Source organism: Nocardioides sp. GCM10030259 (genome assembly GCF_042666375.1).
GTDB lineage: Bacteria > Actinomycetota > Actinomycetes > Propionibacteriales > Nocardioidaceae > Nocardioides.
Genome location: NZ_JBHTDF010000018.1, coordinates 179,273 through 205,828, shown reverse-complemented (window position 1 = coordinate 205,828; position 26,556 = coordinate 179,273). Strand labels below are relative to the sequence as shown.

Sequence of the window (26,556 nt, the reverse complement as noted above, 5' to 3'; positions counted from 1 at the left end):
TTGGCGAACATGACAACGACCGAGGCGGTGGTTCGCCGCTACTTCGAGGTCGTCGGTGACCTCGGCTCGACCCGGAGCGACCTGGAGCAGCTCCTCGACCCCGGCGCGCGGTTCGTCGAGCACCCCAATGCGGTGACGCCGACCGGGGCGGTCCGTGACGTCGCCGGGATCGTGGCCGGCTTCGAGGCGGGGAAGGTGCTGCTCGCCGAGCAGTCCTTCGAGGTGCACGAGGTGCTCGTCGCCGGCGACCGGGCCGCGGTCCGGGCCTCCTGGCGGGCCGTGGTGGGCGTCGACCGCGGACCCTTCTGTGCGGGCACCGCCCTCACCGCGGAGATGGCCGGCTTCGTCACCGTGCGTGACGGCCGGGTGGTCGAGCACGAGACGTTCGACTGCTACCCGCCGCTGCCGGGTCAAGCGTCGTAGTGCACCAGCCGCGGCCAGGCCTCGCGCCAGCCGCCCGTCGGGCCGTCGCAGACCCAGACGCCCGTTCCGACCTCCTCGTTCTCCGTGCCGGAGTCGTTGCGGAGCCGGTCTACGAGCTCGCAGCCCTCGAACTCGTCGGGAGGGACCTGGAGCACGACCACCACCGGCCCGGCGCGCTCGGGCGGTGGGCCCCAGAAGCGGTGGCCGTTGTGCCCGCTGTACGCCGGCAGGCCCACGTCGTACCAGCTCATCGCGCCGGCCTCACCGTAGTTGCCGGTGAAGATCACCGCGTCCTCGCGCTGCTCGGGTGGCAGCGACTCGACGACGGCGCTGACCTGGTCCGTGTACTCCGGCCAGCCGATCGTGTCGCCCTGGACGTCGTTGATCTCGGCCCAGAACGAGCCGCCGAACGACGACGCCGGCAGCACCGGCAGCATCGCGGGGTAGGCGACGGCCGCCGACGCGACGAGCGCCGCCCCGGTGACGGCGACCGCCCGCGTCGACCACCGCGCCGTGAGGTCGGTGCAGCCGGCGGCGATCAGCGGCGGCACGAGCCCCGCGAGGTAGTAGCCCTTGCCGCCGGTGACCAGGAAGACCGCGAGCACGACGAGGAACGCCCAGGCAAGCGGGCGGGCTCGCGCCCACTCCGGGCGCCGCAGCAGCCGCACGATGCCGAGGATCCAGACGGCGCCGATGAGGGGGCTGAACATGACCAGCGCGATCAGCACCATTCCGATCCGGCCGCCCAGGCCGCCGTACTCCTCGGCGATGTCGGCGGACAGGTCGAGGACCGGCCAGTCGTGCCGGGCCTGCCAGACCAGGTTCGGCACCCACAGCGCCAGCGCGGTCAGGCCGCCGAGCCAGGGCCAGGGGGTGCGCAGCACCGGCCGGGTCTCGCGGACGAGGGCGACGCCGACCAGCACGCCGAGCAGGCAGAACGCGATCGCGTGCTTGTTGTTGAGCCCGATGCCGGCGATCACGCCGGCCAGCAGCCACAGCCGCGGCCGGTCGTCGACGAGGGCCTGCGCGACGACCACGAGGATCGCGGTCCAGAACAGCAGGTCGAAGGTCGAGGTCGACAGCAGGTGGCCGAGGCCCGGCACCAGCGCCGAGAACGCGACGGTCACCGCGGTCAGCACCTGCCCGGCGCGCGCGGCGCCGAGGAGCCGGGCGGCCTGCACCGCCAGCAGCACCACGCCCGCGACCGCGACCACGCTGGGGATCCGCAGCACCAGCACGCTCGACGGTGCGATCGCATCCATCACGGCGGCGACCAGGGGCGTGAACGACGGCTGGTCCGGATAGCCCCATGCCGGGTGCTGGCCGGCGGTCACGAAGTACATCTCGTCGCGGTGCGGGCCGTAGTACGGCGAGAGCGCCAGCAGCGCGACCGCCAGGACGGCGACGACGAGGCCGACCTCGCGGACGGCGTACGGGTGGCGACTCACCCGCGGAGCCGCTCGCGCAGTCGATCGACGGTGTCGGGGGAGAGGCCGAGGCCGGCGTGCAGGTAGGCGTCGACCGAGCCGTAGTCGGCGCCGACCGCGGCGTACGCCGTCTCGAGGTACGTCGCGTCGACGACCATCGTCGGCTCGTAGACGGCGACCTTCTCGGGGCCGAGGTGCTCGTCGATCAGCGCGAGGTACTTCTCCCTCGTCGCCGACGACACCTCGTTGGTGAGCAGGTAGTCGGCGAGGACCGTGTCGCGGTCGACGCCGGCGACCTCGAGCAGCAGCGCGGCGGCCCAGCCGGTGCGGTCCTTGCCCGCGGTGCAGTGGAAGAGCTGCGGCCCGGGCTGGGCGGCGAGGTCGGTGAGCAGGGCGGCGTACGACGCGCGGGCCGGCGCCTCGCGGACGAAGGCCTCGTAGACCTCGTGCATCACCCGGACCGCATCGCTCGCGTCGGCGAGCCCGGACACCATCTCCGTCGGGATGCCGGTGACCTCGACGTGGTGCCAGGTCGCGCCGGGCACGTCGACGTCGGGGTGCGCCTCGACCTCCATCCGGCTGCGCAGGTCGTGGACCCGGGTGATGCCGAGCGTGCCGAGCGAGCCGGCGTCCGTGTCGGTCAGCTGCAGCTCGTTGGACCGGAAGAAGACGCCACGGTGGACTCGGCCACCGTCCGTGGTCGGGTAGCCCGGGCCCGTGCCTGCCACGTCGCGGAAGTTGTCGGCGGAGGCGAGCCGGAGCAGCTCGGTGGGCGCATCGGTCACGTGCGCAGGATAGGAGGTCGCTGCGTCACGGGGGTGAACGATCGTCAGCGCAGCGGCACGAAGCGGTAGTAGCCGTGCTTGCTGATCTTCGGGGCGCGGCCGGGCCGCGCTTCGACCAGCAGCATCTCGCCGTTCACCGGCGCCACCATCCGGCCGTCGTCGCTGAGCTGGGCGACGAGCGCGGTCGACAGCTCGAGCGCCTCAGCGGACACCAGGATCCGGTCGTACGGCGCGCCGTCGGGGTCACCCAGCAGTCCGGGCGTCGCCTGCTCGATGCGGGCCTGCGGCCAGTCGCCGTGCTCGAGGTTGGCGCGGCCGAACTCCACGAGGTCCGGCTCGAGCTCGAGCCCCAGGACCTCACCCTCGGGCCCAACGAGCTCGGCCAGCAGCCCGGTGGTCCACCCCGACCCCGACCCGACGTCGAGCACCCGGAGCCCGGCCCGGACGTCGAGCAGCCGCAGCATGGCCCGGACGGTGCGCGGCTGCGAGTTCGTCTGGCCGCTGCCGATCGGTAGCGGCCCGTCGTACGACGCGCGGGCCCGCTCCTGCTCGGGCAGGAACCATGCGCGTGGCACCGCCTGGAAGGCCTCCGAGACGTCCATCCACTCGAGTCTGGCACGCCGTCGGCCCGTCTTCACCCGGCAGCCGCTCGCCTCGTCGTCGGGGTGGGCGGGTCAGTGCGCCGCCCCTCCAGGTCCAAGCGGTCGGCTGTCGCTCAACCGCCTACGAGCGGCGGGTACAGGTCGGGCGGCTCGGTCCTCTTGTGGCAACGCACGCACCCCACGTACCGCTCGCCGTCCGCATGCTGCGGCCCCCACTTGTGGAAGCCCAGGCGGCATCGGAGCGGCTTGCGAGCCATGGGCCAATCGTCCGACGCGGACCGGAGGCGCGCAAGATCGCCCGTGCGAACGACGGTCAGAAGCCGGCCTGTGGACGGAAGGCGGCCCGCGGCCCGATCGATTCCGCGGACACCGGCGACCGGAGCCGCCACAATCCTCCTCGTGGTCAAGCTGGAGCTGCTCGTCGGGATCGTGACGTTCGTGCTGTGGGTCTACTGCCTGGTCGACGCGATCGGCACGTCGGACGCCCGGATGCGCAACCTGCCCAAGGTCGCCTGGGTGCTGCTGATCCTGCTCTTCCCGCTGGTCGGGTCGGTGGCCTGGCTGGTGGCCGGACGGCCGCAGTCGCCGACGACGCGGCGCTCGGCGTACGAGCGCGAGCAGCCGGAGTTCCCGGAGTACGACCGGCCGGGGCGGGCCGCCGCCGTCGACGCCGAGAAGGACGCGGACTTCCTGCGCGAGGTGCGTGAGCGGGCCGAGGCGCAGCGCAAGGCGTACGAGGCGCGGAAGAGGCGCGAGCGCGAGGCCGACGAGGCCTGACGCCTCGCCCAACCGTCACCGCGCCAGGCGCGCCTCGAGCCGCTCCACGGTGCCGTCGACGTCGGTGAGCTTGTCGAGGCCGAAGAGCCCGATCCGGAAGGTCGAGAAGTCGTCGCCCTCGCCGCACATCAGCGGTACGCCGGCGGCCACCTGGATGCCGTGCTCCTTGAGCCTCGCGCCGCTGCGGATCCCGGGATCGTCCGTGTAGGACACCACGACGCTCGGTGCCGCGAACCCGTCCGCCGCGACGGACGGGAACCCCTGCTTCGCGAGCACGGCGCGGACCCGCGTGCCGAGGTCGACCTGGGCCTTGCGCAGCTCCTCGAGCCCACGGGAACGGGTCTCGAGCATGAGGGCCGCGTCGTGCGCGAGCCCGTCGGTCGGCATCGTCGCGTGGTACGGCGTCTCGCCGCGGGTGTAGGCCTCGGTGATGGTCAGCCACTTCTGGAGGTCGACCGCGAAGCTGGTCGAGGTCGTCGCCATCACCTGGGCCCGGGCGGCCTCGCCGAGCATCACGTAGCCGGCGCACGGGGTGCCGCTCCACCCCTTCTGCGGCGCGCTGAGCAGGACGTCGACCCCGAGCTCGGTCATGTCCACCCAGAGCGCCCCGGAGGCGATGCAGTCGAGGACGAAGAGCCCACCGGCGGCGTGCGTCGCCGCGGCGAGGGCCCGGACGTAGTCGTCGGGCAGCAGCATGCCGGCCGCGGTCTCCACGTGGGCCGCGAAGACGACCTCCGGGCGGGTGCGCTCGATGGCCTCGACCACCTCCTCGACCGGAGGCGGGATCCATGGAGCGTGCCGCTCGTCGGAGACCGGGCGGGCGGTGCAGACGGTCGTCTCGGCGGGCACCGACCCGGCGTCGAAGATCTGCGACCACCGGTAGGAGAACAGCCCGTTGCGGACGACGAGGCAGCGCCGCCCCGTCGCCAGCTGCCGGGCGACGGCCTCCATCGCGTAGGTACCGCCACCCGGGACGATCGCGACCGTCTCCGCGGCGTACGTCGTGCGGAGGACGTCGATGACGTCCTGCATCACGCCGACGAAGCGCTTCGACATGTGGTTCAGGGACCGGTCGGTGAAGACGACCGAGTACTCGAGCAGACCATCGGGATCGACATCGCGGCGCGGAAGACTCACCTCGGCAGACTGCCACAGGTCCGGCGATCGCGGCGTCCCCGGCTCCACCGCCGAGCCGCGCTCGGGCATGCGGCAGGATGAGCCGCATGCCCGAGCTCGTGCACTACAGCGCTGCCGACGCGGTCGCGACGATCACCCTCGACTCCGAGCACAACCGCAACGCGCTGTCGCGCCAGCTGGTCTCCGAGCTGTTCGCGGCTCTGGAGCGTGCCGAGGCCGACGCCGACGTGAAGGTCGTGCTGATCACCTCGGCGGGCCGCGTGTTCTGCTCCGGGGCCGACCTCTCCGAGGCCGCGAGCGACGGGATGGACGAGGGGACCCGCAAGATCGTCGCGCTGCAGCGACTGATCGTGGGCATGGACAAGCCGGTCGTCACCCGGCTCGGCGGGGCGGTGCGGGCCGGCGGGATCGGCATCGTCGCCGCCTCCGACATCGTGGTCGCGAGCGGGGACGCGACGTTCGCGCTCACCGAGGTCAAGCTCGGCCTGGCGGCGGCGATCATCTCACTCACCGTGCACGCCCGCATGTCCCCGCGCGCGGCCGCGCTCACGACGCTCGGCGGCGAGGTCTTCACCGGCGCCGAGGCCGCGACGTACGGCCTGGTCACGACCGCCGTCCCCGCCGACCGTCTCGACGAGGAGGTCACGGCGGTGTGCGCGTCCCTCGCGACGGGCGCCGCCCAGGGCCTGCGCGAGTCCAAGCGCATCCTCAACCGCGACCTCCTCGCCCGCATCGACGCGTACGGCGAGGACATGGCCCAGCTGTCCGCGCGGCTCTTCGCCTCCGACGAGGCCCGCGAGGCGATGACCGCGTTCCTCTCGCGCAAGAAGTAGCGCTCCCTCACGACGTACTCCGGAGTGCGGACCCGGCCGCCGCGACGAGCACCGGCCGGACGCCGGAGTCGAGACGGAGCGCGTACGCGAGGTGACGGTCGGCCGCACGGGGCCGTCCCACGGCGTCCTCGATCAGGCCGCGGTGGATCCAGAACTGCGCGTCCGGGGTGCCGAGACGGGTGGCGACGCGGGAGTACCGCAGCGCCTCCTCGGACCGCCCGGTGCGGTGCAGGGCCCACGCCAGCGCGTCGGCGACGTGCACGCTGTGCCGGCGTGACCACTCGACCCGGGCGGCCCGGAGCGCCATGCGGGCCGACCCGTGGTCGGCCTCGAGGGTGGCGGTCTCGAGCTCCCCGTGGACGCCCGTCGCGGCCTCGCCGGCCACGATCTCGGCGGCCTCGTCGAACCAGCGGTCCGCGAGCCGGTCGCGGCCGGTGACCTCGTAGACCTCGCCCAGCTCGAGCGCGGAGTCGAAGTTCGGCGAGGTCTCGTTGACCTTGCGCCACCAACGCTCCGCGCTGCGCAGGTCGCCGCGCGCGGCGGCGAGCCGGGCCCGCGACGCCCAGGCCGGCACGTAGCGCGGGTCGGCGGCCGTGGCCGCGCGCAGGTGCCGCTCGGCCGTCGCGAGCCGGCCGGACCTCCGGTCGAGCTCGGCGACCTGGGTGAGGAGGTACGCCCGGTCGGTGTCGGAGCGCGCCAGGCGGAGCGCCTTCCGCAGCATCCGCCCGGCTCCGGCGATGTCGCCGCGCAGTTCCTCGGCGTACGAGCGTCGGGTCAGTACGGCGCTGCCGGGTGCGCGCCGGTCCGCCTGCGCGAGCGACCGCAGCTGGCCGTCGTACCGCCCGAGCTCGGTCATCGCGTCGATCCGGATCGCGAGCGCGACGGCCTGGTACGGGTTGACGCGCAGCGCCCGCTGCGCGTGGTGCAGCGCCTGGCCGAAGTGGTGCTTGGCGGCCGCCAGGGCGGCCTCGCCGGCGAGCGCGAGGTCGTCGTCGGGGCCGTTGAGGTCGAAGGCCTTGCGCAGTGCGTCCCGCGCCCGGTCGTAGTTCGTGGGGTCGCCGTTGAGGCGCGCCCTCTCGACGTACACGTGCGCCAGGGTGGCCCACGTGCGGCCGTCGCGAGGCTGGTCACCCACCTGGGACTCGAGTGCGGCGACCTGACTCTCGATGTCGCCCGTCGGCCGTCCCGGTGCGTCGACCGGGACGACGGCGACGTCGTCCTGGCTGGTCTGGTGTGCCACGCCGAACGCGCCGCTCACGGCGAGCGCGAGTCCGAGGGCCAGCACCGTCAGTGCCTTGATCATCGGTCTTCCTCTCCCCGGGACGGGTGACCCGGCGCGCGGACGCCGGGTCACCCCTTCCCCCAGGTCTCATGCGGCGACGGGCCGCGGACGACGGACGAGGACGACCGCCCCCGCCAGGACGAAGAGCAGTCCCGCGCCGGTCATGCCGGCGGCGAGGCTCGGGACCCAGTCGGCGGTTGCCGTCGGGCCGTCCGGCGCGGCTCCGCCGGTCAGTGACGTGAAGCCCGCCGTGCGCGAGTGCGGCGTGGTGTCCGAGCCCGACGTCGGGACGGCGAGGTACGGGAAGTCCTTGCCGAAGGCCACGTCGTTCTGGTTGACCGCGTCACCGAGGTCGTTCGGGCTGCCGGTGAGCTCGCCCTCCACGACCTGCAGGGAGATGTCGACGACGTCGTCGGTGAGACGCCGACCGTTCGGGAACCCTCCCTTGTCGCCCCCGATGACACCGAGCCGGTCCGGGTCGGCCGTCGGCGGGATCGACGTGTTCAGGCGCAGCTGCTCGCTGGGCCGCACGTGCTTCGGCTGGTTCAGGCCGGGCACGCCGGTGAGGAACACCTGCACGAGGTCGTTGCGCGGCGTCGCCGGGGCCTTGATGCCGTAGACCGCCTCGATCAGCCGGGCCAGCTCAGGGTCGGTGACGTGCTCGCCGAACTGAGCGTCGTCCCGCGGCACCGAGGCGTTGAACCGGTCCTTCTTGCCGACGGGGACGACGACCTCGTTGACGAGGGGCATGCCCAGCCGCGAGACCTGCCGGTAGTGACCGCGCGAGTCCTTGCGGTCCGTCGTCGACCAGATGCCGATCACGGGGTCCTTCCCGCGGGTGAGCATGTCCTTGTCGACCTGCAGCGCGACCGCGTTCACCCCGAAGCCGGCGAGCGTGTCGTCGCCGACCTCGCTGAGGTCACCGCCGTACAGCAGGTCGAAGACGCGCAGGTCGAGGAAGAACGGGTCCTCGGCCTGGCCGGCGAACGACTGGCCGCCGCGCACCTTCGTGATCGCCGCGTCCCGGAGCGACTCGTAGTCGGGCATGGACGCCTTGCCGACGTACGACGGCGCGACCGGCACGCCGCTCGCGAGCGTCTTGGTGTGGCCCTTCTGCCAGCGCGTCAGCGTGTAGGTCTGCCGGAAGTTCAGGTCCGGGTCGTCGAGGCTGGTGACCTGGCCGGTGTTGTAGAGGAAGGTGTCCCTCGACCGGTAGTGGTCCGCGAACTTCCACGTGTAGACGATGTCCGGCCGGGCGTCGCCGTCGTTGTCGATCTTGATGTTGTAGCGGGCGTCCTTCGCGAACGGGTAGAAGTTCGGACCCCCGGCGGGCTCCTCGAACGGGATCCAGTTGGCGATCAGCGTGACGCTGTCCTTGTCGTCCGGGCTCACGAAGGCGTAGACGTCGGTGTTGTCGTACTGCGGCGCCCCCGAGATCAGGGGTGCCTCGCGGTGGCTCGACGCGCTGGCCCCGGTGGGGCCGAGGCCCGCGATCCCCGAGGTCGCGAGCAGGCCGCCCGTTGCGAGCAGCACCCACGCCGCTCTGCTTCTCGTTGCTCTCATCGTGCTGTTCCCTCCAGTCCGCGGCATCGCTGGGGCGATGCCGTCGGACTGGGTTCGTCGCACGCGGCCCGGTGGATGGGTCGGTTCGCAGGACTTCCGTCGCATCGCCGGCCGCGCCGGCAGTCATCCGGTTCAGCGGCGCGGCAGCGACCCTTCCCTCGTCGAGGAAGGTCGACTGCTCACCGCGGGTGCGGCGGCGGGCCCGGTCAGGCGTCGGGTGTCTCGAAGTCGAACAGCGCGATCGGCTCGGTGGTCGGCTCCTCCGAGCCGCCGGCGGGCTCGACCGTGATGCCGGCTCCCGTGGCCGTCGCCGCGTCGCCCTCGAGCAGCACGGTCTGGTCGGCACGCTCCGGCATCAGGCCGGCGGAGACCATCCCCTCGCCGGGCTGGTCGAGCCAGACCTGGTAGACCTTGCCGTCCGGCGGCGGCGCCATGTCGTGCGTGACGATCACGGCCTGGCCCAGCGAGTCGGAGTGGGTCACGGTCGCGGAGGAGCCGTCGGGGAAGTCGATCGACGCGCTCGCCGCGTCGGCGGCGTCGAGCACCGCCTGGGTGGCCGTCGGCGGGGCGTCCTCCCACGGCTGCTGGGACACCACCGCGGCGCCGGCACCCAGGGCGACGACGGCGGCGGCCGCCGCGAGCAGGAGCGAACGACGGCGGTGTCGCGGACGCTCGACGGAGGGCGGGGTCTCGGGCGGCAGCGGCCGGACGCGGGCCGCGTCGGCGAGCACCCGGTCGCGCAGGCCCGCCGGTGGCTGGGTTGCCGTGGTCTCGGACAGCATCGCCGCGGCCTCACGGAGCTCGGCGACCTCGGCGCGGCACGCCGGGCAGTCGGTGAGGTGCCGCTCGAAGGAGGCGCGCTCGATGTCGTCGAGGGCGTCGACGGCGTATGCGCCGGAGAGTGCATGGATGTCGCTCATGAGCTCACTCCCAGGGCGTCTCGGAGCCTGATCAGGCCGTCGCGGATGCGGGTCTTGGCGGTGCCGACCGGTAGGTCGAGCATGGTCGCCACCTCCGTGTGTGTGTAGCCACCGAAGTAGGCGAGGCCGAGGGCCTCGCGCTGCACCTCGGTGAGGGCCTGCATGGCGGTGCGGACCCGGCGTGCTTCGAGTGAGGTCTGGACGGCCTCGGCGGTCGGGTCGTGGTCGACCGCCTGCTGCTGCTGGTGGTACGTCGTGTCCCGCCGGCTCGCCGCCTCGGCGCTGCGGACCCGGTCGACGGCCTTGCGGTGGGTGATGGTGAGCAGCCACGCGAGTGGGCTGCCCTTGGCTGCGTCGTAGCGCGCGGCCGTGCGCCAGATCTCGAGGTACGCGTCCTGCGTGACCTCCTCGGCCTGGGCCGGGTCGCGCACCACGCGGAGCGCCATGCCGTACGCGCGGGACGCGGTGGCGTCGTACAGGCGCGCGAAGGCGGCCTCGTCCGCCCGTCCGCACCGGCGGAGCAGGTCGGCGAGGTCGGGTGGCCCGAGGTCATCTCGGTCCGGCGGCTCGGCGGCCGGCGCCCCGTCGTCGGACGGGGCGCCGGAGCTCGCCGGGCGGGGGTGTTCCATTCGTCGTCCTCGAGTCAGCTCATCGAGCCCGGCATCAGCACCGAGTCGATGACGTAGACCGTCGCGTTGGCGGTCGGGATGTTCCCACACACCACTGTCGCGCCCCCGGAGCCGACAGTGAAGTCCTCGCCGGAGCCCTCGACCGTGAGGTCCTCGCCCTCGAGCGTCTTGTGGCTGCCGGCGAGCTGCTCGGGCGACAGCTGCCCGGGCACCACGTGGTAGGTCAGCACCTTGGTCAGTGCGGCCTTGTCGGCCAGCAGACCGTCCAGCGCCTTCTTCGGGACCGCCGCGAACGCGTCGTCGGTCGGGGCGAAGACGGTGACGCCGTCCGCGGAGTTCAGGGTGTCGACGAGCTTCGCCTGCCCGACGGCCGTGACCAGGGTCTTGAGCAGCGGGTTCGCGCTCGCCGCGGTCGCGACCGGTGCGGTCGCCATGCCGTCGAACGAGCCGGCGCCGTCGGTGGGCACCTGCGAGCAGCCCGCGCCGAACGTCTGCGCGCCGGCGTCGGAGCCCATGTCGGACTCCATGTCGGACTCCATCTCGGACTCCATGTCGGACGGCGACTCGCTCGTCTCGCTGGTCGAGGTGTCGCTGGCGGTACCGCCGCCGTCGTCGTCGCTGCAGGCGGCCAGCCCGAACGTGGCAACCAGGGCCAGGGCAGCGAGGCCGGTCGTGTGTCGGAGCGTGCGGTTCATGGGGGTGCCTTCCCGTGGGGATGTGGACACCCGTCGTTCGGCGCCGGCGCCGTACCGGATTGGTCAGCGGAGCAGCGCGTCGTCGAAGAACGCGGTCACGCGCTGCTCGTACTCGTCCGGGGCTGCCTGGTAGCCGCCGACGTGGCTGCTGTCGGTGCGCCAGGCCGCGCCGGTGGGGCCGGCGGCCTCGGCGTACTCCTCCGAGAGGACCTCGCCGCCCTGGCCACGCTCGGCGTGGATGAGGAACACCGGGCGGGGTGCGATGTCCGCGACGAGGTCCTTCAGGTTCTCCGGCGGGAGCGAGTCGGAGAAGAGCGCCACGCCGGCCGTCGTCACGGCCCAGATCGGCCAGCCGACCCACTTCTCCGCGCTGTCGACGGCGGCCACCTCGCGGTAGGAACGGATGCCGGCACCCTCGGACACGACCGCCTTCAGCCCGTCGTTCCGGGCCGCGGCCGTCAGCAGCATCTCGCCACCGACCGAGAACCCGATGCCGCCGACCCGGTCCGGGTCCACGTCGGGCTGCTCCTGGACGAACTCGACCGCGGCATCGATGTCCTGCGTGCTGTCCCAGCCGAGGGCGTTCGGGTCGCCGCCGCTGGTGGACTCGCCTCGCCGGTCGAACAGCAGCACGCCGTACCCCTCGGCGGCGAGGAAGCGTGCCTCGTCCTGCCCCTGGGCACGACCCGGGAAGGCGATCACGGCCGCGCCGTTGCGCGACGGCACCCACCAGCCCTCGAGGGTGACGCCGTCTCCGGTCTCGAACGTGACCTCCTCGTGGGCCACGCCCAGATCCGGCTCCGGCATCTCGCTTCGCGCGATGTGCGTGTAGGCGTACGTCATCAGGAACGGCTGCACGACGAGGAACGTCAGCACGACGCCGCCGACGCCGATCAGCGTCCGGCGCGAGTAGCGCCAGCCCCGCCGGTCGTCGAGGCGGCGCGAGCGCCACAGCTCGACCGCCCCGATGCCGAGCAGGGCGAGCGCGGCCGGCAGGACGAGGAGTCCCGTGTAGTCGTCGCCGCTCGGGCCGACCTCGAAGGTGTAGTACCAGCCCTCGGCGGCGGCCACGAGCCCGAAGCCACCCAGCAGCAGCGCGACCACTGCCCGGACGCCACCGCGCCGCGCCCGGACGTACGCCGCGGCCGCGACTCCCAGGAGGGCGAGCGGCACGAGCCCGCTGACGAGGTGGTCGGCGGCCGACGTGCCGGGCTGGGGGTTCACGAACGAGTCGTCGACGACGTGGATCGCGACGAACGCGACGGCCACGAGGAAGACGGTGCGGATGGGGGACGACATGGGAGGGAGCCTCTCGGAGCTGGCGGGGACTCCGAGAACGCTAGGAAGCCGGCGCCCGCCGCTCCATGGCGTCGCCCGCACGGTCCGGTGGGGTCATCCGCACCGTCCGGAGTGGCAGCCCCCTCAAGCGACGGTGACGACGATCTCCTGGATCCCGCTGGAGCCGTCGGGGAACGGCGTGGCGCGGGTGCCGGTCTGCACGGTGCCGTCGCCGGTGACCGCCCGGCAGGAGAGCGTGTGCTGGCCCGGCTCGGCCGTCCAGGGCAGGTACCACTGGCGCCAGTAGTCGACGCCCGCCGACCGCCCGAGCCGGGCCTGCTCCCACTCGCCGCCGTCCACCCGGACCTCGACCCGCTCGATGCCGCCCTGGTGCTGGGCCCAGGCGATGCCGCCGATGACGGTGCGGCCGGGCTCGATCGTGGACAGTGGCTTCGGGGTGTCGACGCGGCTCGAGACCTTGATCGGGGCGTCCGTCGCCCAGTCGCGCGCGGTCCAGTACGCCTCCTGCTCGGCGTACGTCGTCAGCGTCATCCGGGTGATCCACTTGCAGGCGCTGACGAACCCGTAGAGGCCGGGCACCACCATCCGGGCGGGGAACCCGTGCTCCCGCGGGAGCGACCGGCCGTCCATGCCGACGGCGATCATCGCGTCCCGGCCGTCGGTCGCGACGGCGAGCGGCGTGCTGATCGTCATCCCGTCGACGTCCGTGCTGAGGATCTGGTCGGCCCGGGTGCCGTCGATGCCGGCGCGGTCCAGCAGGTCCGTCAGTCGTACGCCGAGCCAGCGCGCGCCACCGACGTACTGCCCGCCGACCTCGTTGGAGACGCAGGTGAGCGTGATGTCCCGCTCGATGAGGGGCATCGAGAGCAGGTCGTCGATCGTGAACGTCACCTCGCGCTCGACGTCGCCGTCGATGGTCAGCGTCCACTCCGACACGTCGACGACCGGGAGCACGAGCCGCGTGTCGACGCGGTAGAACGCGTCCCGCCCGGTCCGGAACCGCGTGATGCCCGGGACGCGACCGTCGAGCCCGCGCGGGAACGCCGGCGCCGGGTCGGTCGCCGCGGGCAGCGCGATCTCGGTCTCGCGGATCCGGTACGACGTGATCCAGCGCCCCGCGCCGCCCATCGCGACGCCGGCGACCGCGAGCGTCCCGGCGGCGAGCAGCACGCCGCGCCGGCTCGGGTCGGAGGTGGCCGGCGCCGCCGGCCGGGCGGATCGGGTGAGCCACCACAGCGAGGCGATCCCGACGACCCCGGCGACGACGCTGGGCCACACCTGCGACGCGACGATCGCCGGGACCGCCACGAGCACGACCAGCAGCGCCGCGCCGTACCGGAGCCGGCGCCGGGCCAGCAGCCCGGCGACCGCGGCGAGCACCAGGACGCCGAGCGCCACCGAGCCGACGAGCACGTCCTTGTCGTGAGTGCCGAAGGTCCGGATCGCCCACTCCTTCATCGGCGTCGGCGTCAGGTCGATGACCTGCGAGCCGACCGCGAGGACGGGTGAGGCGGCCGGCTCGGTCAGTGCCGCGACCAGGTGGCCGGCGGCCACGCCGACGAGGGCGGCCAGGACGCCGAAGCCGGCGAACAGGAGGCGGGTGCGCATGTGGTGGGTTCGGAGCCGGCACCGCCGCGGATGGCCGGTGCGACGCGATGACGGCATTCCTGTCTCGCCCGGGGTGGCCGCCCGGTAGGCTTGTCGACTCGCCGGACTGGGCCGGCGGGTGTGGCGAGAAGAGGGAAGTAGCGCGTTGTCCGAGGAGCTGGTGCAGCGGGAGGTCGCTGCCGAGCAGGCGTTCGTGGACCGGGTCTACCGTCAGCTGGAGGTGTCCGCCAAGGCCGCCCAGGAGCTCGCCCGCGAGGGTCACAGTCGCGGCCGCCTCGGCCACGAGGGCGGCCTGGTCGAGCGCGACGCGATGGTGTTCCAGGCCGCGCGCCGGATCGCCCAGCTCGACGCCGCCCACGAGGGCCTGGTCTTCGGCCGGCTCGACATGCAGGCGGAGCTCGGCCCCGAGCCGCGCTACATCGGCCGGATCGGCCTGCGCGACGAGAACCGTGACTCGCTGCTGATCGACTGGCGCGCCCCGGCGGCCGCCGTGTTCTACCAGGCGACGGCGGCCGAGCCGCAGCGCGTCGTACGCCGCCGCGTGCTGCGCGCCGCCGGTCGCCAGGTCGTCGGCGTCGAGGACGAGCTGCTCGACGCCGAGGCGCTCGAGCAGTCCGGGGCCGACCTCCCGATCGTCGGCGAGGGCGCCCTGATGGCGCAGCTCTCCCGCGCCCGCGACCGCTCGATGCACTCGATCGTCGCCACCATCCAGGCCGAGCAGGACAAGGCGATCCGCGCCCCCGGACGCGGCGTCGTCTCGATCTCCGGCGGCCCCGGCACCGGCAAGACGGTGGTCGCGCTGCACCGCGCGGCGTACCTCCTCTACACCGACCGGCGTCGCTACGAGACCGGCGGCGTGCTGGTCGTCGGCCCGAGCGGCGTCTTCATGCGCTACATCGAGCGGGTGCTCCCGAGCCTCGGTGAGACGGCCGTCGCGCTGCGCTCGCTCGGCGAGGTCGTCGACGGGGTGCGCGCGATCCGGCACGACGAGCCTGCCGTCGCCGACGTCAAGGGCTCGGCCGTCATGGCCGAGCTGATGCGGCGCACCGCCCGCCAGCAGGCGCCGGGCAGCCCGCGCGAGTTCCGGATCTTCTGGCGCGACGACACGATCGTGCTCGACCGCGGCCAGCTCGGCGCGATCCGGCGCAACCTGATGTCGCAGGGCCGCCGCAACCGCCAGCTGCCCCGGGTGGCCGGCACGCTGCTCGACGCGATGTGGCGGCAGGTCCGCGGGGAGCGCGGCCGCGAGCGCGGGCGTGAGTCCTTCGACGACGACATGCTCTCCAACCACGCGTTCGTCGACTTCGTCGCCGCGTGGTGGCCGCCGCTCGACGCCACCGAGGTCTTCCGCTGGCTGCGCGAGCCCGACTTCCTCACGCGGGTCGGCGACGGCGTCGTCGGCTCCGAGGAGCAGCGACTGCTCGCGAAGTCGTGGGCCGACGCCACCGACCTCTCCGTCGAGGACATCCCGCTGCTCGACGAGCTCCGCTACGCGATCGGCGACGTCCCGGCGCGCACCGACGACGAGGCGACCCTCGACGACACGGGCCTGCTCGAGGGCGGGATCGACGTGCAGGAGCTCTTCACCGCCGCCGACCGCGAGTTCGCGCCGTCGGGCCGCGCGTGGGCGCCCCCGACCCACAAGATCGAGGACGACGCCTACGCGCACGTGCTGATCGACGAGGCGCAGGACCTCACGCCGATGCAGTGGCGGATGGTGGGCCGGCGCGGGCGTACGGCGTCGTGGACGATCGTCGGCGACCCGGCGCAGTCGTCGTGGCCCGTGCCCGCCGAGGCCGACGCCGCCCGCGCGGCGGCGCTCGAGGGCAAGGAGCGCCACGAGTTCCACCTCTCGACCAACTACCGCAACTCGTCGGAGATCTACGCACACGCCGCGGCGTACGCCGAGCGCGTGGGCCTCGACGCCGACCTCCCCACCGCGGTGCGGTCGACCGGCGTCGACCCCGTCGTCCGCGCCGGCATCACCGACGGTGACCTGGAGGCGGCCACCCGCGAGGCGGTCGCCGAGGTCGCCGCGCAGGTCGCCGGCACCGTCGGCATCGTCGTGCCCGTCGCGCGGCGCTCGGAGGTCAACGCCTGGCTGGCGTCGTGGTCCGAGTTCGCCGAAGACGCGCCCGGCGCGCGCGCCGCGGTCGACTCCGCCGTCACGCCGTCGGGGGAGGACCGGGTCGTCGTGCTGACCGGTCTCGACACCAAGGGCCTGGAGTTCGACGGCATCGTCGTCGTCCGTCCTCAGGAGATCGAGGACGAGTCGGCCACGGGCCGCGCCACGCTCTACGTCGTGCTCACCCGCGCCACGCAGCTGCTGACCACGCTGGGCTGACGGTCAGGCTCCGGCTGCCAGGGCGTCCCGGACGGCCGAGATCACCCGCTCCACCTGGACGTCGGTCTGGGCGGAGAAGATCGGCAGGCTGACCGCGCGCGGGAACGAGTCCGTGGCCACGGGGAAGTCCTCGGGCCGCAGGTCGAGTCGTTCGCGCCAGTACGTCATCAGGTGCAGCGGGATGAAGTGGACGCTGGTGGACACGCCCGCGCGGGCCAGGCTCTCGACGAAGGCGTCCCGATCGACGGGGGCGTCCAGCAGCCTGACCGTGTAGAGGTGCCACGCGTGGGTCACGTCGGCGGGCGCCGGGGCCGGCAGCTCGAGCGGCAGGTCGGCGAACGCCTCCGTGTAGCGCAGCGCGATGGCCTCGCGACGCCGGCGCATCTCGGGGGCGCGTGAGAGCTGTACGCGGCCCAGCGCCGAGGCGATGTCGGTGAGGTTGTACTTGTAGCCGGGAGCGATCACGTCGTACTGCCAGCGGGCGCCAGCGCGGGTGTACCGGTCGAGGACGTCGCGGTCGATGCCGTGGAGCCGCATGACCCGGGCGCGGGCGGCGACCCGGTCGTCGTTCGTGGTGAGCATGCCGCCCTCGCCGGTCGTCATGGTCTTGGTGGAGTAGAAGCTGAAGGCGGTCGCGAGGGAGTCGCCGGCGCCGACGAGCCGGCCGTCGGTGCCGGCCGGGAACGCGTGCGCGGCGTCCTCGACGACCGCCACGCCGTGGTCGCGGGCGAAGTCGGCGAGCGCGACCGGATCGACGGGCAGGCCGCCGAAGTGCACCGGGATCACGGCCCGGGTGCGGCCGGTGACCTGCCCGGCAGCCAGTTTCAGGTCGAGTGCCAGCGTCGTCGGGTCGACGTCCACCAGCACCGGCTCGCCGCCGAGGTAGCGCACCACCTCGGCGGTCGCCGTGAACGTCCAGGTGGGCACCAGCACCTCGTCGCCGGGGCCGATGCCGGCGGCCTCCAGGGCGAGGTGGAGCGCGGCGGTCGCGCTGGTGACGGCGACGGCGTGGGCGGCGCCGACGGACTCCGCGAACTCCCGCTCGAACTCGGCCGTGAGCCTGCCGGTGGTGAGCCATCCGGCCCGGATCGCGTCGCGGACGGCGTCTGCCTCGGCGTCGCCGACGTCCGGCTGCGCGAAGGGGATCGGCTCGTCCTGGGCGTTGATGACGGATCCTCGGGCTCTGGGGTGCGATCTCCCGGCGCACCCACTGGGGTGACATCTCACCCGATGGAACTGGCGGAAGGCAAGGAAGTTCACCGGCGTGGCCCAGACCGGGTACGGCGATCGCGGACATCGCTGCTGACCGGCCGGGGTGAGCCGTAGATTGGCGCCATGACTGCCACCACCTCTGCCCGGGAAGCCATCGCGGCCATCCAGGAGCACGAGGCGTGGGCGATCATCCGGCGTTCCACGCGGGCCGGCGACCGCGACACGGTCGGCGTCGTCGGCGGCCGGCGCAGCGTGGTCGAGTCGATCCTGGACGTACCCCTCGCGGAGGGCGTGCCGCAGGACGGCCACATCGCCGACCGGCTGCTCGCGATCCCCTTCCGGCAGGTCGCGGAGCGCGGCTTCGAGGCCCACGACGACGGCACCCCGCTGGTGGTCGTCGACGTCGAGACCGAGCTGGAGTTCACGGTCGAGGAGGTGATCGATGCGATCGAGGACACCGGGGTCGAGTTCGCCGACCGCGGCGGCTTCGAGACCGACGACGACGACTACGGCAAGCTCGTCTCGTCGATCATCGCCGACGAGATCGGCCAGGGCGAGGGCGCCAACCTCGTCATCGGGCGCCACTACCGCGCGACCGTCGCCGACTGGGGCGCCGACAAGGCGCTCACCGTCTTCCGGCGGCTGCTCGAGCGCGAGCGCGGGTCGTACTGGACCTACGTGTTCTTCACCGGCGACCGCTTCCTGATCGGCGCCAGCCCGGAGCGGCACGTCTCGATCCACGGCGGCGACGTGCGGATGAACCCGATCAGCGGCACCTTCCGTCTCCCCACTGACGAGGGTGCCGGCCTCAAGCGCCAGCTCCTGGACTTCCTCCACGACGAGAAGGAGATCTTCGAGCTCTTCATGGTCGTCGACGAGGAGCTGAAGATGATGTGCGACATCTGCAACGAGGGCGGCCAGGTGCTCGGCCCGTTCCTCAAGCCGATGAGCCGCCTCGTCCACACCGAGTACCTGCTCGCCGGCCGCACCAGCCGCGACCCGCGCGAGGTGCTGCGCGACACGATGTACGCCGCGACCGTCACCGGCTCGCCGGTCGAGAACGCGTGCCGCCTGATCAAGCAGTACGAGTCGGAGGGCCGCGCCTACTACGGCGCCGCGCTCGCGATCCTCGGCCGCGACGAGGAGGGCGGCCCGGTCGTGGACAGCCCGATCGTCATCCGCACCGCCGACGTCCGCCCCGACGGCCGGCTCACGGTCACCGCCGGGGCGACGCTGGTGCGCGACTCGGACCCGGCGTACGAGGTCGCGGAGACGCACGCCAAGGCGGGCGGCATCCTCAGCGCGTTCGGGCTGGTGCCACCGGCGCCGCGGCCCAGCGTCAACGTCGCCGAGCTCGTCAACGACGAGGACGTGCTGCTCGCGCTCAACGCGCGCAACCGGCGGCTCTCGACCTTCTGGCTGACCGACCAGGGCGGCGCCGCTCCCGACCGTCGGCTGGCGGGGAAGTCGGCAGTGATCCTCGACGGCGAGGACGACTTCGTGAACATGCTGCGGCACGTGCTCGGCGTGATCGGCATGACCAGCGAGGTGGTGCGGCACGAGGACTACGTGCCGGGCTGCCTCGACGGCTTCGACCTGGCGATCGTCGGGCCCGGGCCGGGCGACCCGCGCGACGGCGACGACCCGAAGATGGCGAACCTCCGCGCGGCGGTCGCCGAGCTCATGGCCGCCGAGCGGCCGTTCCTCGCCGTCTGCCTCGGCCACCAGGCGCTGTGCCACCATCTGGGCGTCCCGCTGGCCTACAAGGACATCGTCTTCCAGGGCACGCAGTCCCCGGTGACGATCGGCGGGCGGACGGAGCGCGTCGGCTTCTACAACACGTTCGTCGGCCGGCTCGGCCCCGACGGCGCGCCGTCGGGGGTCGAGGTCGAGGCGGACGTCCAGACCGGTGACATCCACCTGGTGCGCGGCCCGCACTACCGCGGCATCCAGTTCCACGCGGAGTCGATCCTCACCGAGCACGGCTTCGACGTGCTGCACGAGCTCGTCGCCGACCTTCTGATCGAGGGCCACGACAACGCGTCGGGCGGACGCTAGTCTGTGGAGTCACGGCGGAGCCGTTCATGGGCCCGGTGAAGACTGCCCCCCAGCTTCATCGGGCCCTCCGCACGCCCGGCGGCTCCGTGGTCGTGGTCGACCACCACGACTCCTACACGTGGAACCTGGTCCACCTCGTCGCCGCCGTCACCGGGACCCTGCCCACCGTCGTGCAGCACGACGAGGTATCGGCCGACGACGTGCTGGCGTTCTCGTACGTCGTGCTCTCGCCCGGTCCCGGCCATCCGGACTCCCCGGCCGACTTCTCGGTCGGGCGCGAGGTGCTGCGGCGCGCGGCCCGACCCGTGCTCGGCGTGTGTCTCGGCATGCAGGGGCTCGTCACGACGTACGGCGGCACCGTCGACCGCGTCGCTCCCGCCCACGGCGACGTGGCGTCGGTCGCGCACGACGGCCGCGGAGTCTTCACCGGCCTGCCCACGCCGCTCGCGGCGGTGCGCTACCACTCGCTGGCGGCCGTGCGGGTGCCGTCGTGCCTCGAGGTGACCGCGCGGTCCGAGGACGGTGTGGTCATGGGGGTGCGGCACCGCAGCCTGCCCCTCGAGGGTGTGCAGTTCCACCCGGAGTCGGTGCTGTCCGCGGCCGGCGAGCGGCTCGTCGCCAACTTCCTCGGCGGCGCGCGTGACTGACCCCGTGCCGGTCTTCCGGTCCATGGCGGCCTCGCACGCCCGCTGCTTCTGGCTCGACGGCGGCGGCGCCCGCGAGTGGTCGGGACGCCGCTCGATCGTCGGCTGGCTCGAGCCCGACGACGTGTCGCTGACGTACGACGCCGCCGCGCGCGAGGTCACCCGCCACGCCGGGGGCCGTGCCGAGGTGGTGGGGTCCGACGTCTTCGACGTGCTCGCGGCCGAGATGTCCGCCGGCCCGTCCGATGCCTCCTGGTTCGGCTACCTCGGCTACGCCTGCCGGCCCGACCTGCCCGCGTCGCCCGATCCCGGGATGCCGGATGCCGTCTGGATGCGTCCGAGCCACGTGCGGATGTTCGAGCACGCGGCCGACGGTGGTTTCGAGACGGTTGCCCGCGCGCCCTCCTCAACCACCGTGACGGTGGTTGAGGAGGGCGCGCTGGCGCCTGTCTCGAAACCACCACCCATCTACGCCGCCGCCTTCGACCGCGTCCAGGAGCACCTGCACGCCGGCAACACCTACGAGGTCAACCTGACCTACCGGGCGGAGGCGGCGAGCGACCTGGACCCGGTGACGGCGTACCTGCGGCTGCGCGACCTCAACCCCGCGCCGTACGCCGGATTCCTGCAGCACGACGTGCCGGGCGCGCGGGCGTGGCTGCTCAGCTCGAGCCCGGAGCGCTACGCGCTCGTGTCCGCGGACCGCACCCTGGAGACCAAGCCGATCAAGGGCACCACGCCGCGCGGCGCGACGACGGCAGAGGACGAGGAGGCGCGGGAGCGGCTGCGGAGCGACCCGAAGTTCCGGGCCGAGAACCTGATGATCGTCGACCTGCTCCGCAACGACCTCTCGGTGGTCTGCGAGCCGGGCACGGTCGTCGTGCCCACGCTCATGGACGTCGAGTCCTACGAGTCGGTGCACCAGTTGGTGAGCACCGTCCGCGGTCGGCTCCGCGACGACGTCACGACGGTCGACGCGCTGCGCGCGCTCTTCCCGGCCGGCTCGATGACGGGGGCGCCCAAGCTGCGCACCATGCAGGTCGTCGAGGAGGTCGAGCAGACGCCGCGGGGCGTGTACGCCGGGGCCTTCGGCTGGGTCAGCGCCGACGGCCGGGCGGACCTCGGGGTGGTGATCCGCAGCCTGATGACCGCCGGCGACGGCCGCTACGTGCTCGGGACCGGGGGCGGCATCACGGTCCGCTCCGACGTCGAGGAGGAGTGGGCCGAGTCGCGCTGGAAGGCGGAGCGACTGCTCCGGGTGTTCGACGAGCGCTGACCCCACCGTCCCGCTACTAGGCTCGGGGCATGGACACCGCACACGTGGTCCTCCTGTTCGGCGCGACCGGCGACCTCTCGCGGCGCAAGCTCATCCCGGGGCTCTTCCACCTGTGGCAGGCCGGGCTGATCGACGACTCACGCATCGTGGGCACGTCGCTGGAGGATCTCGACACCCCCGCCTTCGTGCAGCTCGCCCGCGACGCGTGCGGGGAGTTCAGCCACCGGCCCGTCTCCGACGAGCAGTGGGACCGGTTCGCCGAGCTGCTCACCTACGTCCCGCAGTCGGCCGGCCCGTCGGCGCTGGCCGAGGCGGTCCGCGAGGCCGAGCGCGAGGTCGGCCGCGGCGGCCAGCCGGTCCGGTTCCTCCACTACCTGAGCGTGCCGCCGAAGGCGGCGCTCGACGTGGTCCACCAGCTCGACGAGGCCGGCCTGGTCAAGAACTCGCGGATCATCATGGAGAAGCCGTTCGGCACCGACCTCGAGTCGGCCAAGCGGCTCAACGAGCGCCTGCACCAGGTCTTCGACGAGAGCCAGATCTTCCGGATCGACCACTTCCTCGGCAAGGAGGCGGCCCAGAACATCCTGGCGTTCCGCTTCGCCAACGGCCTCTTCGAGCCGATCTGGAACCGCAACTTCATCGACCACGTGCAGATCGACGTGCCCGAGACGCTCGGTCTCGAGGTCCGCACCAAGTTCTACGAGACCACCGGCGCCTACCGCGACATGGTCGTCACCCACCTGATGCAGGTGCTGGCGTTCATGGCGATGGAGCCGCCGACCTCCCTCGCGCCCGGGCCGATCAGCGACGAGAAGCTCAAGGTGTTCCGCTCGATGCGCCCGATCGAGCCGCACAACGTGGTCCGGGGGCAGTACGCCGGCTACCGCGACAACCCGGACGCCGCCGACGACTCCGACACCGACACGTTCGTCGCGCTCAAGGTCGAGATCGACAACTGGCGCTGGGCCGGGGTGCCGTTCTACCTGCGCACCGGCAAGAAGATGGCCGAGGGGGCGCGGATCATCTCGATCGCGTTCAAGGAGCCGCCGCTCACGATGTTCCCGGCGGGCTCCAACGCCGGTACCCAGGGGCCGGACCACCTCACGTTCGACCTCGCCGACCAGTCGAAGATGTCGCTCTCCTTCTACGGCAAGCGGCCCGGGCCGGGCATGAAGCTGGAGAAGCTGTCGATGCAGTTCGCGACGCACGAGACGTCCTCGGCGTACGCCGTCCTCGAGGCCTACGAGCGGCTCATCTACGACGCGATGCGCGGCGACCACACGCTCTTCACCACCGCCGACGGCATCGAGACGCTCTGGGAGAAGTCGATGCCGCTGCTGCAGAACCCGCCGCCGGTGCGGCTGTACTCGCCGGGCTCCTGGGGCCCGAACGCGATCCACCAGCTGGTCGCGCCGCACGCCTGGCGGCTGCCCTTCGAGCGGTCCTGGCGCCAGGCCAGCCGGGAGACCTGAGGGCTCAGACCCGGGACGCGGTACGCCGCTGGCCGTCGTCGGCGTACTCGACCCCGCCCATGTCGACCCGACGGCGGGCGTTGGCGAGCGCCGCGACCGTGACGGTGCCGAGGGCGCCGGCCCGGTCGAAGACCGCGGTGGTGCCGGACGCGATGCCGTCGTGCTCGACGCGGTCGGTCGCCAGCAGCCCGATCTCGACGCCGACCGGGTTGCGGGCCAGGGTCAGCGCGATGTCGGTGTTGATGTACTCCACGCCGCGGGTGCCCCAGTTGGTCACCATGCTCGCGCCGTCGGCCGCGGCGGCCACGGCCTGGAACGGTGAGAGCGGCTCGTCGGGCACGATCGGGATCGCGCTGCTCCACGACGCCTTGCGGTCGGCGTTCTGGTGCTCGGTGAAGTTCTGTGACCACTCCGAGGCCGAGCGCAGGAACGGCACGCGGGGCTCGTCGCTCGCCGGCGCGATCTCGAGCGGCGGGGGCGACGGACGCTCCGCGGGCTGCCAGACCTCGCCCGGCGCCGGCTCCGACGGCTTGAGGAACGTCGCCGACGCGCGCGCCACCCGCTCGCCGTCCTGGGTCAGCGTGACGTCGACGAGGCAGATCCGGGAGCCTTCGCGCACCACCTCGGCCGTGAACGTGCACGGCCGCATCCGCGCGGCGCGGAACAGGTCGACCACCCACCGCGCCGGACGCAGGTCGTCGCGGCCGGTCGCGGCGAGGCAGAGCTCCGCCGCCCGGGCGAGCGCACCGCTGAGTGCGACGCCGTGCATCTGGTCGTCGCTCCACATGCTGCACGCGAGCGGGGTCGGGACCAGGTCGTCCCCGGACTTCGTGTAGAACGCGATCTCGTCGGTCACCGCGCCATTCTGGCGGAGCGTGTCTCAGCCCGTCGGACCGGCCGGGGCGTTCGCCGCCAGCTCTGCCATCAGCGCCTTCGCCCCGGCGACGACCGCGTCCTCGTCGTACGGCTTCACCTGCACCGCGTTGACGCTCTGCACCAGCCCGTCGGTCTGCACGAAGCCGGTGACCAGGACGCCCGTCCGCTGCGGCCGCACGACCATCCGCGCGGCCTCGGCACCCTCGACCTCGACCGGCTCGAGCTGGGTGCCGGCCGCGCCCAGCGTGTCGAGCGCCTCCTCGAGCCCGCCCGCGAACCACAGGTAGCTGATGTCGTACGCCGCGCCGCCCTTGTGCTCCGGGACGAACGTGCACTGCGGCTGGGTGAGGGACCCGGTGCGCTCCGTCACCGGCTCGCCCACGAGGCGGCCGACCGTCTCGACGGAGAGGTCGTCGCACGGGCTCCAGGCGACGTTGGCGGCGGCGGACTCGGCCGCGGAGGGGGCGTCGGAGTCGTCCGACGAGCAGCCGGCCAGCACGAGCAGCGCTGCGGCGATTGCGGCGAGAACGCGCATCAGGCCGGGGTCCAGTCCGGGACCGGGCTCTCGGAGCCCGGGAGCCACATGGTCAGCCGCGCGCCGCCGCCGGGTGCGTCCTCGACGGCGACGCCGCCGGAGTGCCGCTCGGCGACCTGGCGGACGATCGAGAGCCCCAGCCCGGAGCCGGTCATCCCGCGCGACTCCCGGGAGCGGTAGAAGCGGTCGAACACGTGTGGCCGGTCCTCCTCGGCGATGCCGGTGCCCTCGTCGTCGACCGTGAGCGTGCCGTCGACGAGCCGCACCGTGATGGTCCCGCGCTCGGGGCTCCACTTCGCGGCGTTGTCGAGCAGGTTGGTGATCGCGCGCTCGAGCCCGGCCTCCTCGCCCACGACGTACCAGGGCGACAGCTCGATCGCGAAGGTGAGGCTCGGCGCCCGACGGCGGACGCGGGCGACCGCGCGCTCGACGACCTCGGGCAGGTCGACGGGCTCGACGACGTGCGTGAGCGGCTCGTCGCGGGCGAGCTCGACGAGGTCGCCGATCAGCGTCGTCAGCTCCTCGATCTGGGCGCGGACGTCGTCGAGCAGCTCGGCCTTCGCGCCGGGCGGCAGCTCCATGCCGCCCTCTCCGTCGGCCTGTGTGAGCAGGTCGATGTTGGTGCGCAGGGAGGTCAGCGGCGTACGGAGCTCGTGGCCGGCGTCGGCGACCAGCTGGCGCTGCCGGTCGCGCGAGGCGGCGAGCGCCGCGAGCATCTGGTTGAACGCCGTGGCCAGGCGGGCGACCTCGTCGTCGCCCTCGACCGGCAGCGGGCGGAGGTCCTCGGTGCGGGCGATGTCCTCGACCGACGCCGTGAGCCGGCGCACCGGGCGCAGCCCGTTGCGCGCCACGGCCCAGCCCGCCAGGCCGGCGCCGATGACCCCGGCGCCGCCGAAGAGCAGCATCACGATGCCCAGCTTGGCCAGCAGCTTCTCCTGGGAGTCGAGCGACTGCCCGATCACCATCGTCGTGCCGTCGTCGCGGTGGACGGCGGCCACCCGCCACCGGGTGCCGTTGCTGCTGACGGTGCGCACCGACGACGACGTCTCACCCTTGGCGACCGCGACCTCCGGGTCGCCGAGCAGCTTCTGGGCCTCGTCGGCCTTGCGGCCGATCACGATGCCGCGGCCGTCGGAGCTGACGCAGGCGACCCACACGCTGGCGGCGCCGAAGTACTCCGACTTCAGGGGCGTGTTGCCGTCGGTGCAGATGCTCTCCGCCGAGGTGGTCCGGGCGCGCTGGAGCAGGGAGTCGTCGAGTGTCGCCTGGAGCTGCATCCGGACGGTGATGTAGGCGCCGAACGCCACCAGCGCCACGGTCGCTCCCGCGGCGATCGTGGTCAGGAGGGTCACCCGGGAGGCGAGGGACCTGCGGTAGTGCCAACGGCCCTCGGGGCCGAACGGTGGGAGTACGGTCACGATTCCTTCAGCACGTAGCCGACACCACGCACGGTGTGGATCAGGCGGGCCTCGCCCTCGGCCTCGGTCTTGCGGCGCAGGTAGCCGACGTAGACCTCCAGCGAGTTGGCGGTGGTGGGGAAGTCGTAGCCCCACACCTCCTCGAGGATGAACGAGCGCTCCAGGACGCGGCGGGGGCGGCGCAGGAACAGCTCGAGCAGCGCGAACTCGGTCCGCGTCAGCTCGATCGTCCGGTCGTGGCGCCGCACCTCGCGGCTGGCGATGTCCATGGACAGGTCCGAGAAGCTGAGCACCTCGTCCTCGTGACCCTCGCGCGGGACCACCCGGCGCAGCAGCGCGCGGAGCCGGGCGAGCAGCTCCTGCAGCGCGAACGGCTTCGTGAGGTAGTCGTCGGCCCCGGCGTCCAGGCCCTCGACCCGGTCGCCGACCGCGTCGCGCGCCGTGAGCACGAGGATCGGCAGGTCGTTGCCGGCCTGGCGCAGCGCCTTGGTCGCCTCCAGCCCGTCGAGCCGCGGCATCATCACGTCCATCACGACGACGTCGGGGTCGGTCCGCGCGATCGCGGCCAGCGCCTCGGCCCCGTCGTTGGCGAGCGCGACCTCGTAGCCGTTGAACTCCAGCGACCGCCGCAGCGACTCGCGCACCGCCTTGTCGTCGTCGACGACGAGCACGCGCGGCTTGGCGGTGGGCTTGCTGGTCACGGCCCTACTTTGCCAGTCGAGCCTGAACCGGCACTGAGAA

Annotated in this window: 24 protein-coding genes; 8 read left to right on the top strand and 16 right to left on the bottom strand. The window is 73.0% G+C overall.

Annotated features, from left to right (window positions below; all coding sequences use genetic code 11):
* Positions 1 to 9: 9 nt before the first annotated feature.
* The gene (locus ACFQQI_RS14125) at positions 10 to 423 is read left to right on the top strand and encodes a nuclear transport factor 2 family protein (protein WP_378564294.1); all 414 of its coding nucleotides are present in this window, start codon (positions 10 to 12) and stop codon (positions 421 to 423) included.
* On the opposite strand, the gene ACFQQI_RS14120 is transcribed toward ACFQQI_RS14125, so the two are convergent.
* From ACFQQI_RS14120 to ACFQQI_RS14110, 3 genes are read right to left on the bottom strand one after another with little or no spacing between them, the layout of a single operon-like run.
* Positions 411 to 1,871, bottom strand: coding sequence for a glycosyltransferase family 39 protein (locus tag ACFQQI_RS14120; protein WP_378564291.1), 1,461 nt, complete (start codon positions 1,869 to 1,871; stop codon positions 411 to 413). The two genes, ACFQQI_RS14125 and ACFQQI_RS14120, sit on opposite strands and share 13 nt — an antisense overlap.
* The gene (locus ACFQQI_RS14115; RefSeq protein WP_378564288.1) at positions 1,868 to 2,635 is read right to left on the bottom strand and encodes a tyrosine-protein phosphatase; all 768 of its coding nucleotides are present in this window, start codon (positions 2,633 to 2,635) and stop codon (positions 1,868 to 1,870) included. The genes ACFQQI_RS14120 and ACFQQI_RS14115 overlap by 4 nt, the downstream gene beginning before the upstream one ends.
* 44 nt (positions 2,636 to 2,679) lie before the next feature.
* A complete protein-coding gene (locus tag ACFQQI_RS14110) occupies positions 2,680 to 3,237 on the bottom strand; it encodes a protein-L-isoaspartate O-methyltransferase (RefSeq protein ID WP_378564285.1) in 558 nt (185 codons plus the stop codon).
* A 399-nt stretch (positions 3,238 to 3,636) separates the two neighbouring features.
* Here ACFQQI_RS14110 and ACFQQI_RS14105 point away from each other — a divergent pair, with 399 nt between their 5' ends.
* Entirely contained in the window at positions 3,637 to 4,014 is a 378-nt protein-coding gene (locus tag ACFQQI_RS14105; protein ID WP_378564282.1) for a PLD nuclease N-terminal domain-containing protein, read from the top strand.
* A gap of 15 nt (positions 4,015 to 4,029) precedes the next feature.
* Here ACFQQI_RS14105 and ACFQQI_RS14100 read toward each other — a convergent pair whose 3' ends face one another.
* Complete coding sequence (locus ACFQQI_RS14100; RefSeq protein WP_378564279.1) at positions 4,030 to 5,151, bottom strand: aminotransferase class V-fold PLP-dependent enzyme; 1,122 nt, start codon at positions 5,149 to 5,151, stop codon at positions 4,030 to 4,032.
* Positions 5,152 to 5,237: 86 nt separating this feature from the next.
* On the opposite strand from ACFQQI_RS14100, the gene ACFQQI_RS14095 reads away from it, so the two are divergent.
* Positions 5,238 to 5,984 (top strand): enoyl-CoA hydratase-related protein, encoded by a 747-nt coding sequence (locus tag ACFQQI_RS14095; RefSeq protein WP_378564276.1) that lies wholly within the window; start codon positions 5,238 to 5,240, stop codon positions 5,982 to 5,984.
* 7 nt (positions 5,985 to 5,991) lie between these two features.
* On the opposite strand, the gene ACFQQI_RS14090 is transcribed toward ACFQQI_RS14095, so the two are convergent.
* The 7 genes from ACFQQI_RS14090 to ACFQQI_RS14060 form a co-directional block, all read right to left on the bottom strand.
* Entirely contained in the window at positions 5,992 to 7,287 is a 1,296-nt protein-coding gene (locus ACFQQI_RS14090) for a hypothetical protein (RefSeq protein ID WP_378564273.1), read from the bottom strand.
* Positions 7,288 to 7,353: 66 nt separating this feature from the next.
* Entirely contained in the window at positions 7,354 to 8,829 is a 1,476-nt protein-coding gene (locus tag ACFQQI_RS14085; RefSeq protein WP_378564270.1) for a DUF4331 domain-containing protein, read from the bottom strand.
* A 206-nt stretch (positions 8,830 to 9,035) separates the two neighbouring features.
* On the bottom strand, positions 9,036 to 9,749 hold the full coding sequence (locus ACFQQI_RS14080; RefSeq protein WP_378564267.1) for an anti-sigma factor domain-containing protein: 714 nt from the start codon (positions 9,747 to 9,749) through the stop codon (positions 9,036 to 9,038).
* On the bottom strand, positions 9,746 to 10,378 hold the full coding sequence (sigK, locus tag ACFQQI_RS14075; RefSeq protein WP_378564264.1) for an ECF RNA polymerase sigma factor SigK: 633 nt from the start codon (positions 10,376 to 10,378) through the stop codon (positions 9,746 to 9,748). Before sigK ends, ACFQQI_RS14080 begins: the two co-directional genes overlap by 4 nt.
* Positions 10,379 to 10,392: 14 nt before the next feature.
* Positions 10,393 to 11,073: a fasciclin domain-containing protein gene (locus tag ACFQQI_RS14070; protein WP_378564261.1), complete on the bottom strand. Its 681-nt coding sequence runs from the start codon at positions 11,071 to 11,073 to the stop codon at positions 10,393 to 10,395.
* A 63-nt stretch (positions 11,074 to 11,136) separates the two neighbouring features.
* Positions 11,137 to 12,372: an alpha/beta hydrolase gene (locus tag ACFQQI_RS14065; protein ID WP_378564258.1), complete on the bottom strand. Its 1,236-nt coding sequence runs from the start codon at positions 12,370 to 12,372 to the stop codon at positions 11,137 to 11,139.
* Between the two features lie 123 nt (positions 12,373 to 12,495).
* A complete protein-coding gene (locus ACFQQI_RS14060) occupies positions 12,496 to 13,980 on the bottom strand; it encodes a molybdopterin-dependent oxidoreductase (RefSeq protein WP_378564255.1) in 1,485 nt (494 codons plus the stop codon).
* Between the two features lie 145 nt (positions 13,981 to 14,125).
* Between ACFQQI_RS14060 and ACFQQI_RS14055 the strand changes: the two genes are divergently transcribed.
* Complete coding sequence (locus ACFQQI_RS14055) at positions 14,126 to 16,324, top strand: HelD family protein (protein ID WP_378564252.1); 2,199 nt, start codon at positions 14,126 to 14,128, stop codon at positions 16,322 to 16,324.
* A gap of 3 nt (positions 16,325 to 16,327) precedes the next feature.
* On the opposite strand, the gene ACFQQI_RS14050 is transcribed toward ACFQQI_RS14055, so the two are convergent.
* Positions 16,328 to 17,584: a DegT/DnrJ/EryC1/StrS family aminotransferase gene (locus ACFQQI_RS14050; RefSeq protein WP_378564249.1), complete on the bottom strand. Its 1,257-nt coding sequence runs from the start codon at positions 17,582 to 17,584 to the stop codon at positions 16,328 to 16,330.
* 75 nt (positions 17,585 to 17,659) lie between these two features.
* Here ACFQQI_RS14050 and ACFQQI_RS14045 point away from each other — a divergent pair, with 75 nt between their 5' ends.
* The 4 genes from ACFQQI_RS14045 to zwf are packed head-to-tail and all read left to right on the top strand — an operon-like array spanning position 17,660 to position 22,986.
* A complete protein-coding gene (locus ACFQQI_RS14045; protein ID WP_378564246.1) occupies positions 17,660 to 19,594 on the top strand; it encodes an anthranilate synthase family protein in 1,935 nt (644 codons plus the stop codon).
* Between the two features lie 35 nt (positions 19,595 to 19,629).
* The gene (locus ACFQQI_RS14040; RefSeq protein ID WP_378564243.1) at positions 19,630 to 20,241 is read left to right on the top strand and encodes an anthranilate synthase component II; all 612 of its coding nucleotides are present in this window, start codon (positions 19,630 to 19,632) and stop codon (positions 20,239 to 20,241) included.
* Positions 20,234 to 21,514, top strand: a complete 1,281-nt coding sequence (locus ACFQQI_RS14035) for an anthranilate synthase component I family protein (RefSeq protein ID WP_378564240.1) — start codon at positions 20,234 to 20,236, stop codon at positions 21,512 to 21,514. The genes ACFQQI_RS14040 and ACFQQI_RS14035 overlap by 8 nt, the downstream gene beginning before the upstream one ends.
* A gap of 29 nt (positions 21,515 to 21,543) precedes the next feature.
* Entirely contained in the window at positions 21,544 to 22,986 is a 1,443-nt protein-coding gene (gene zwf, locus ACFQQI_RS14030) for a glucose-6-phosphate dehydrogenase (RefSeq protein ID WP_378564237.1), read from the top strand.
* Between the two features lie 4 nt (positions 22,987 to 22,990).
* Here the strand turns inward: zwf and ACFQQI_RS14025 are convergent, their stop codons facing one another.
* Genes ACFQQI_RS14025 through ACFQQI_RS14010 form a run of 4 tightly spaced genes read right to left on the bottom strand, consistent with a single transcriptional unit; the run spans position 22,991 to position 26,516 of the window.
* Complete coding sequence (locus ACFQQI_RS14025; RefSeq protein WP_378564234.1) at positions 22,991 to 23,842, bottom strand: acyl-CoA thioesterase domain-containing protein; 852 nt, start codon at positions 23,840 to 23,842, stop codon at positions 22,991 to 22,993.
* A 24-nt stretch (positions 23,843 to 23,866) separates the two neighbouring features.
* On the bottom strand, positions 23,867 to 24,397 hold the full coding sequence (locus ACFQQI_RS14020) for a DUF3558 family protein (RefSeq protein WP_378564231.1): 531 nt from the start codon (positions 24,395 to 24,397) through the stop codon (positions 23,867 to 23,869).
* Entirely contained in the window at positions 24,397 to 25,815 is a 1,419-nt protein-coding gene (locus ACFQQI_RS14015) for a sensor histidine kinase (RefSeq protein ID WP_378564228.1), read from the bottom strand. Before ACFQQI_RS14015 ends, ACFQQI_RS14020 begins: the two co-directional genes overlap by 1 nt.
* On the bottom strand, positions 25,812 to 26,516 hold the full coding sequence (locus tag ACFQQI_RS14010) for a response regulator transcription factor (protein WP_378564225.1): 705 nt from the start codon (positions 26,514 to 26,516) through the stop codon (positions 25,812 to 25,814). Before ACFQQI_RS14010 ends, ACFQQI_RS14015 begins: the two co-directional genes overlap by 4 nt.
* Between the last annotated feature and the right edge of the window lie 40 nt (positions 26,517 to 26,556).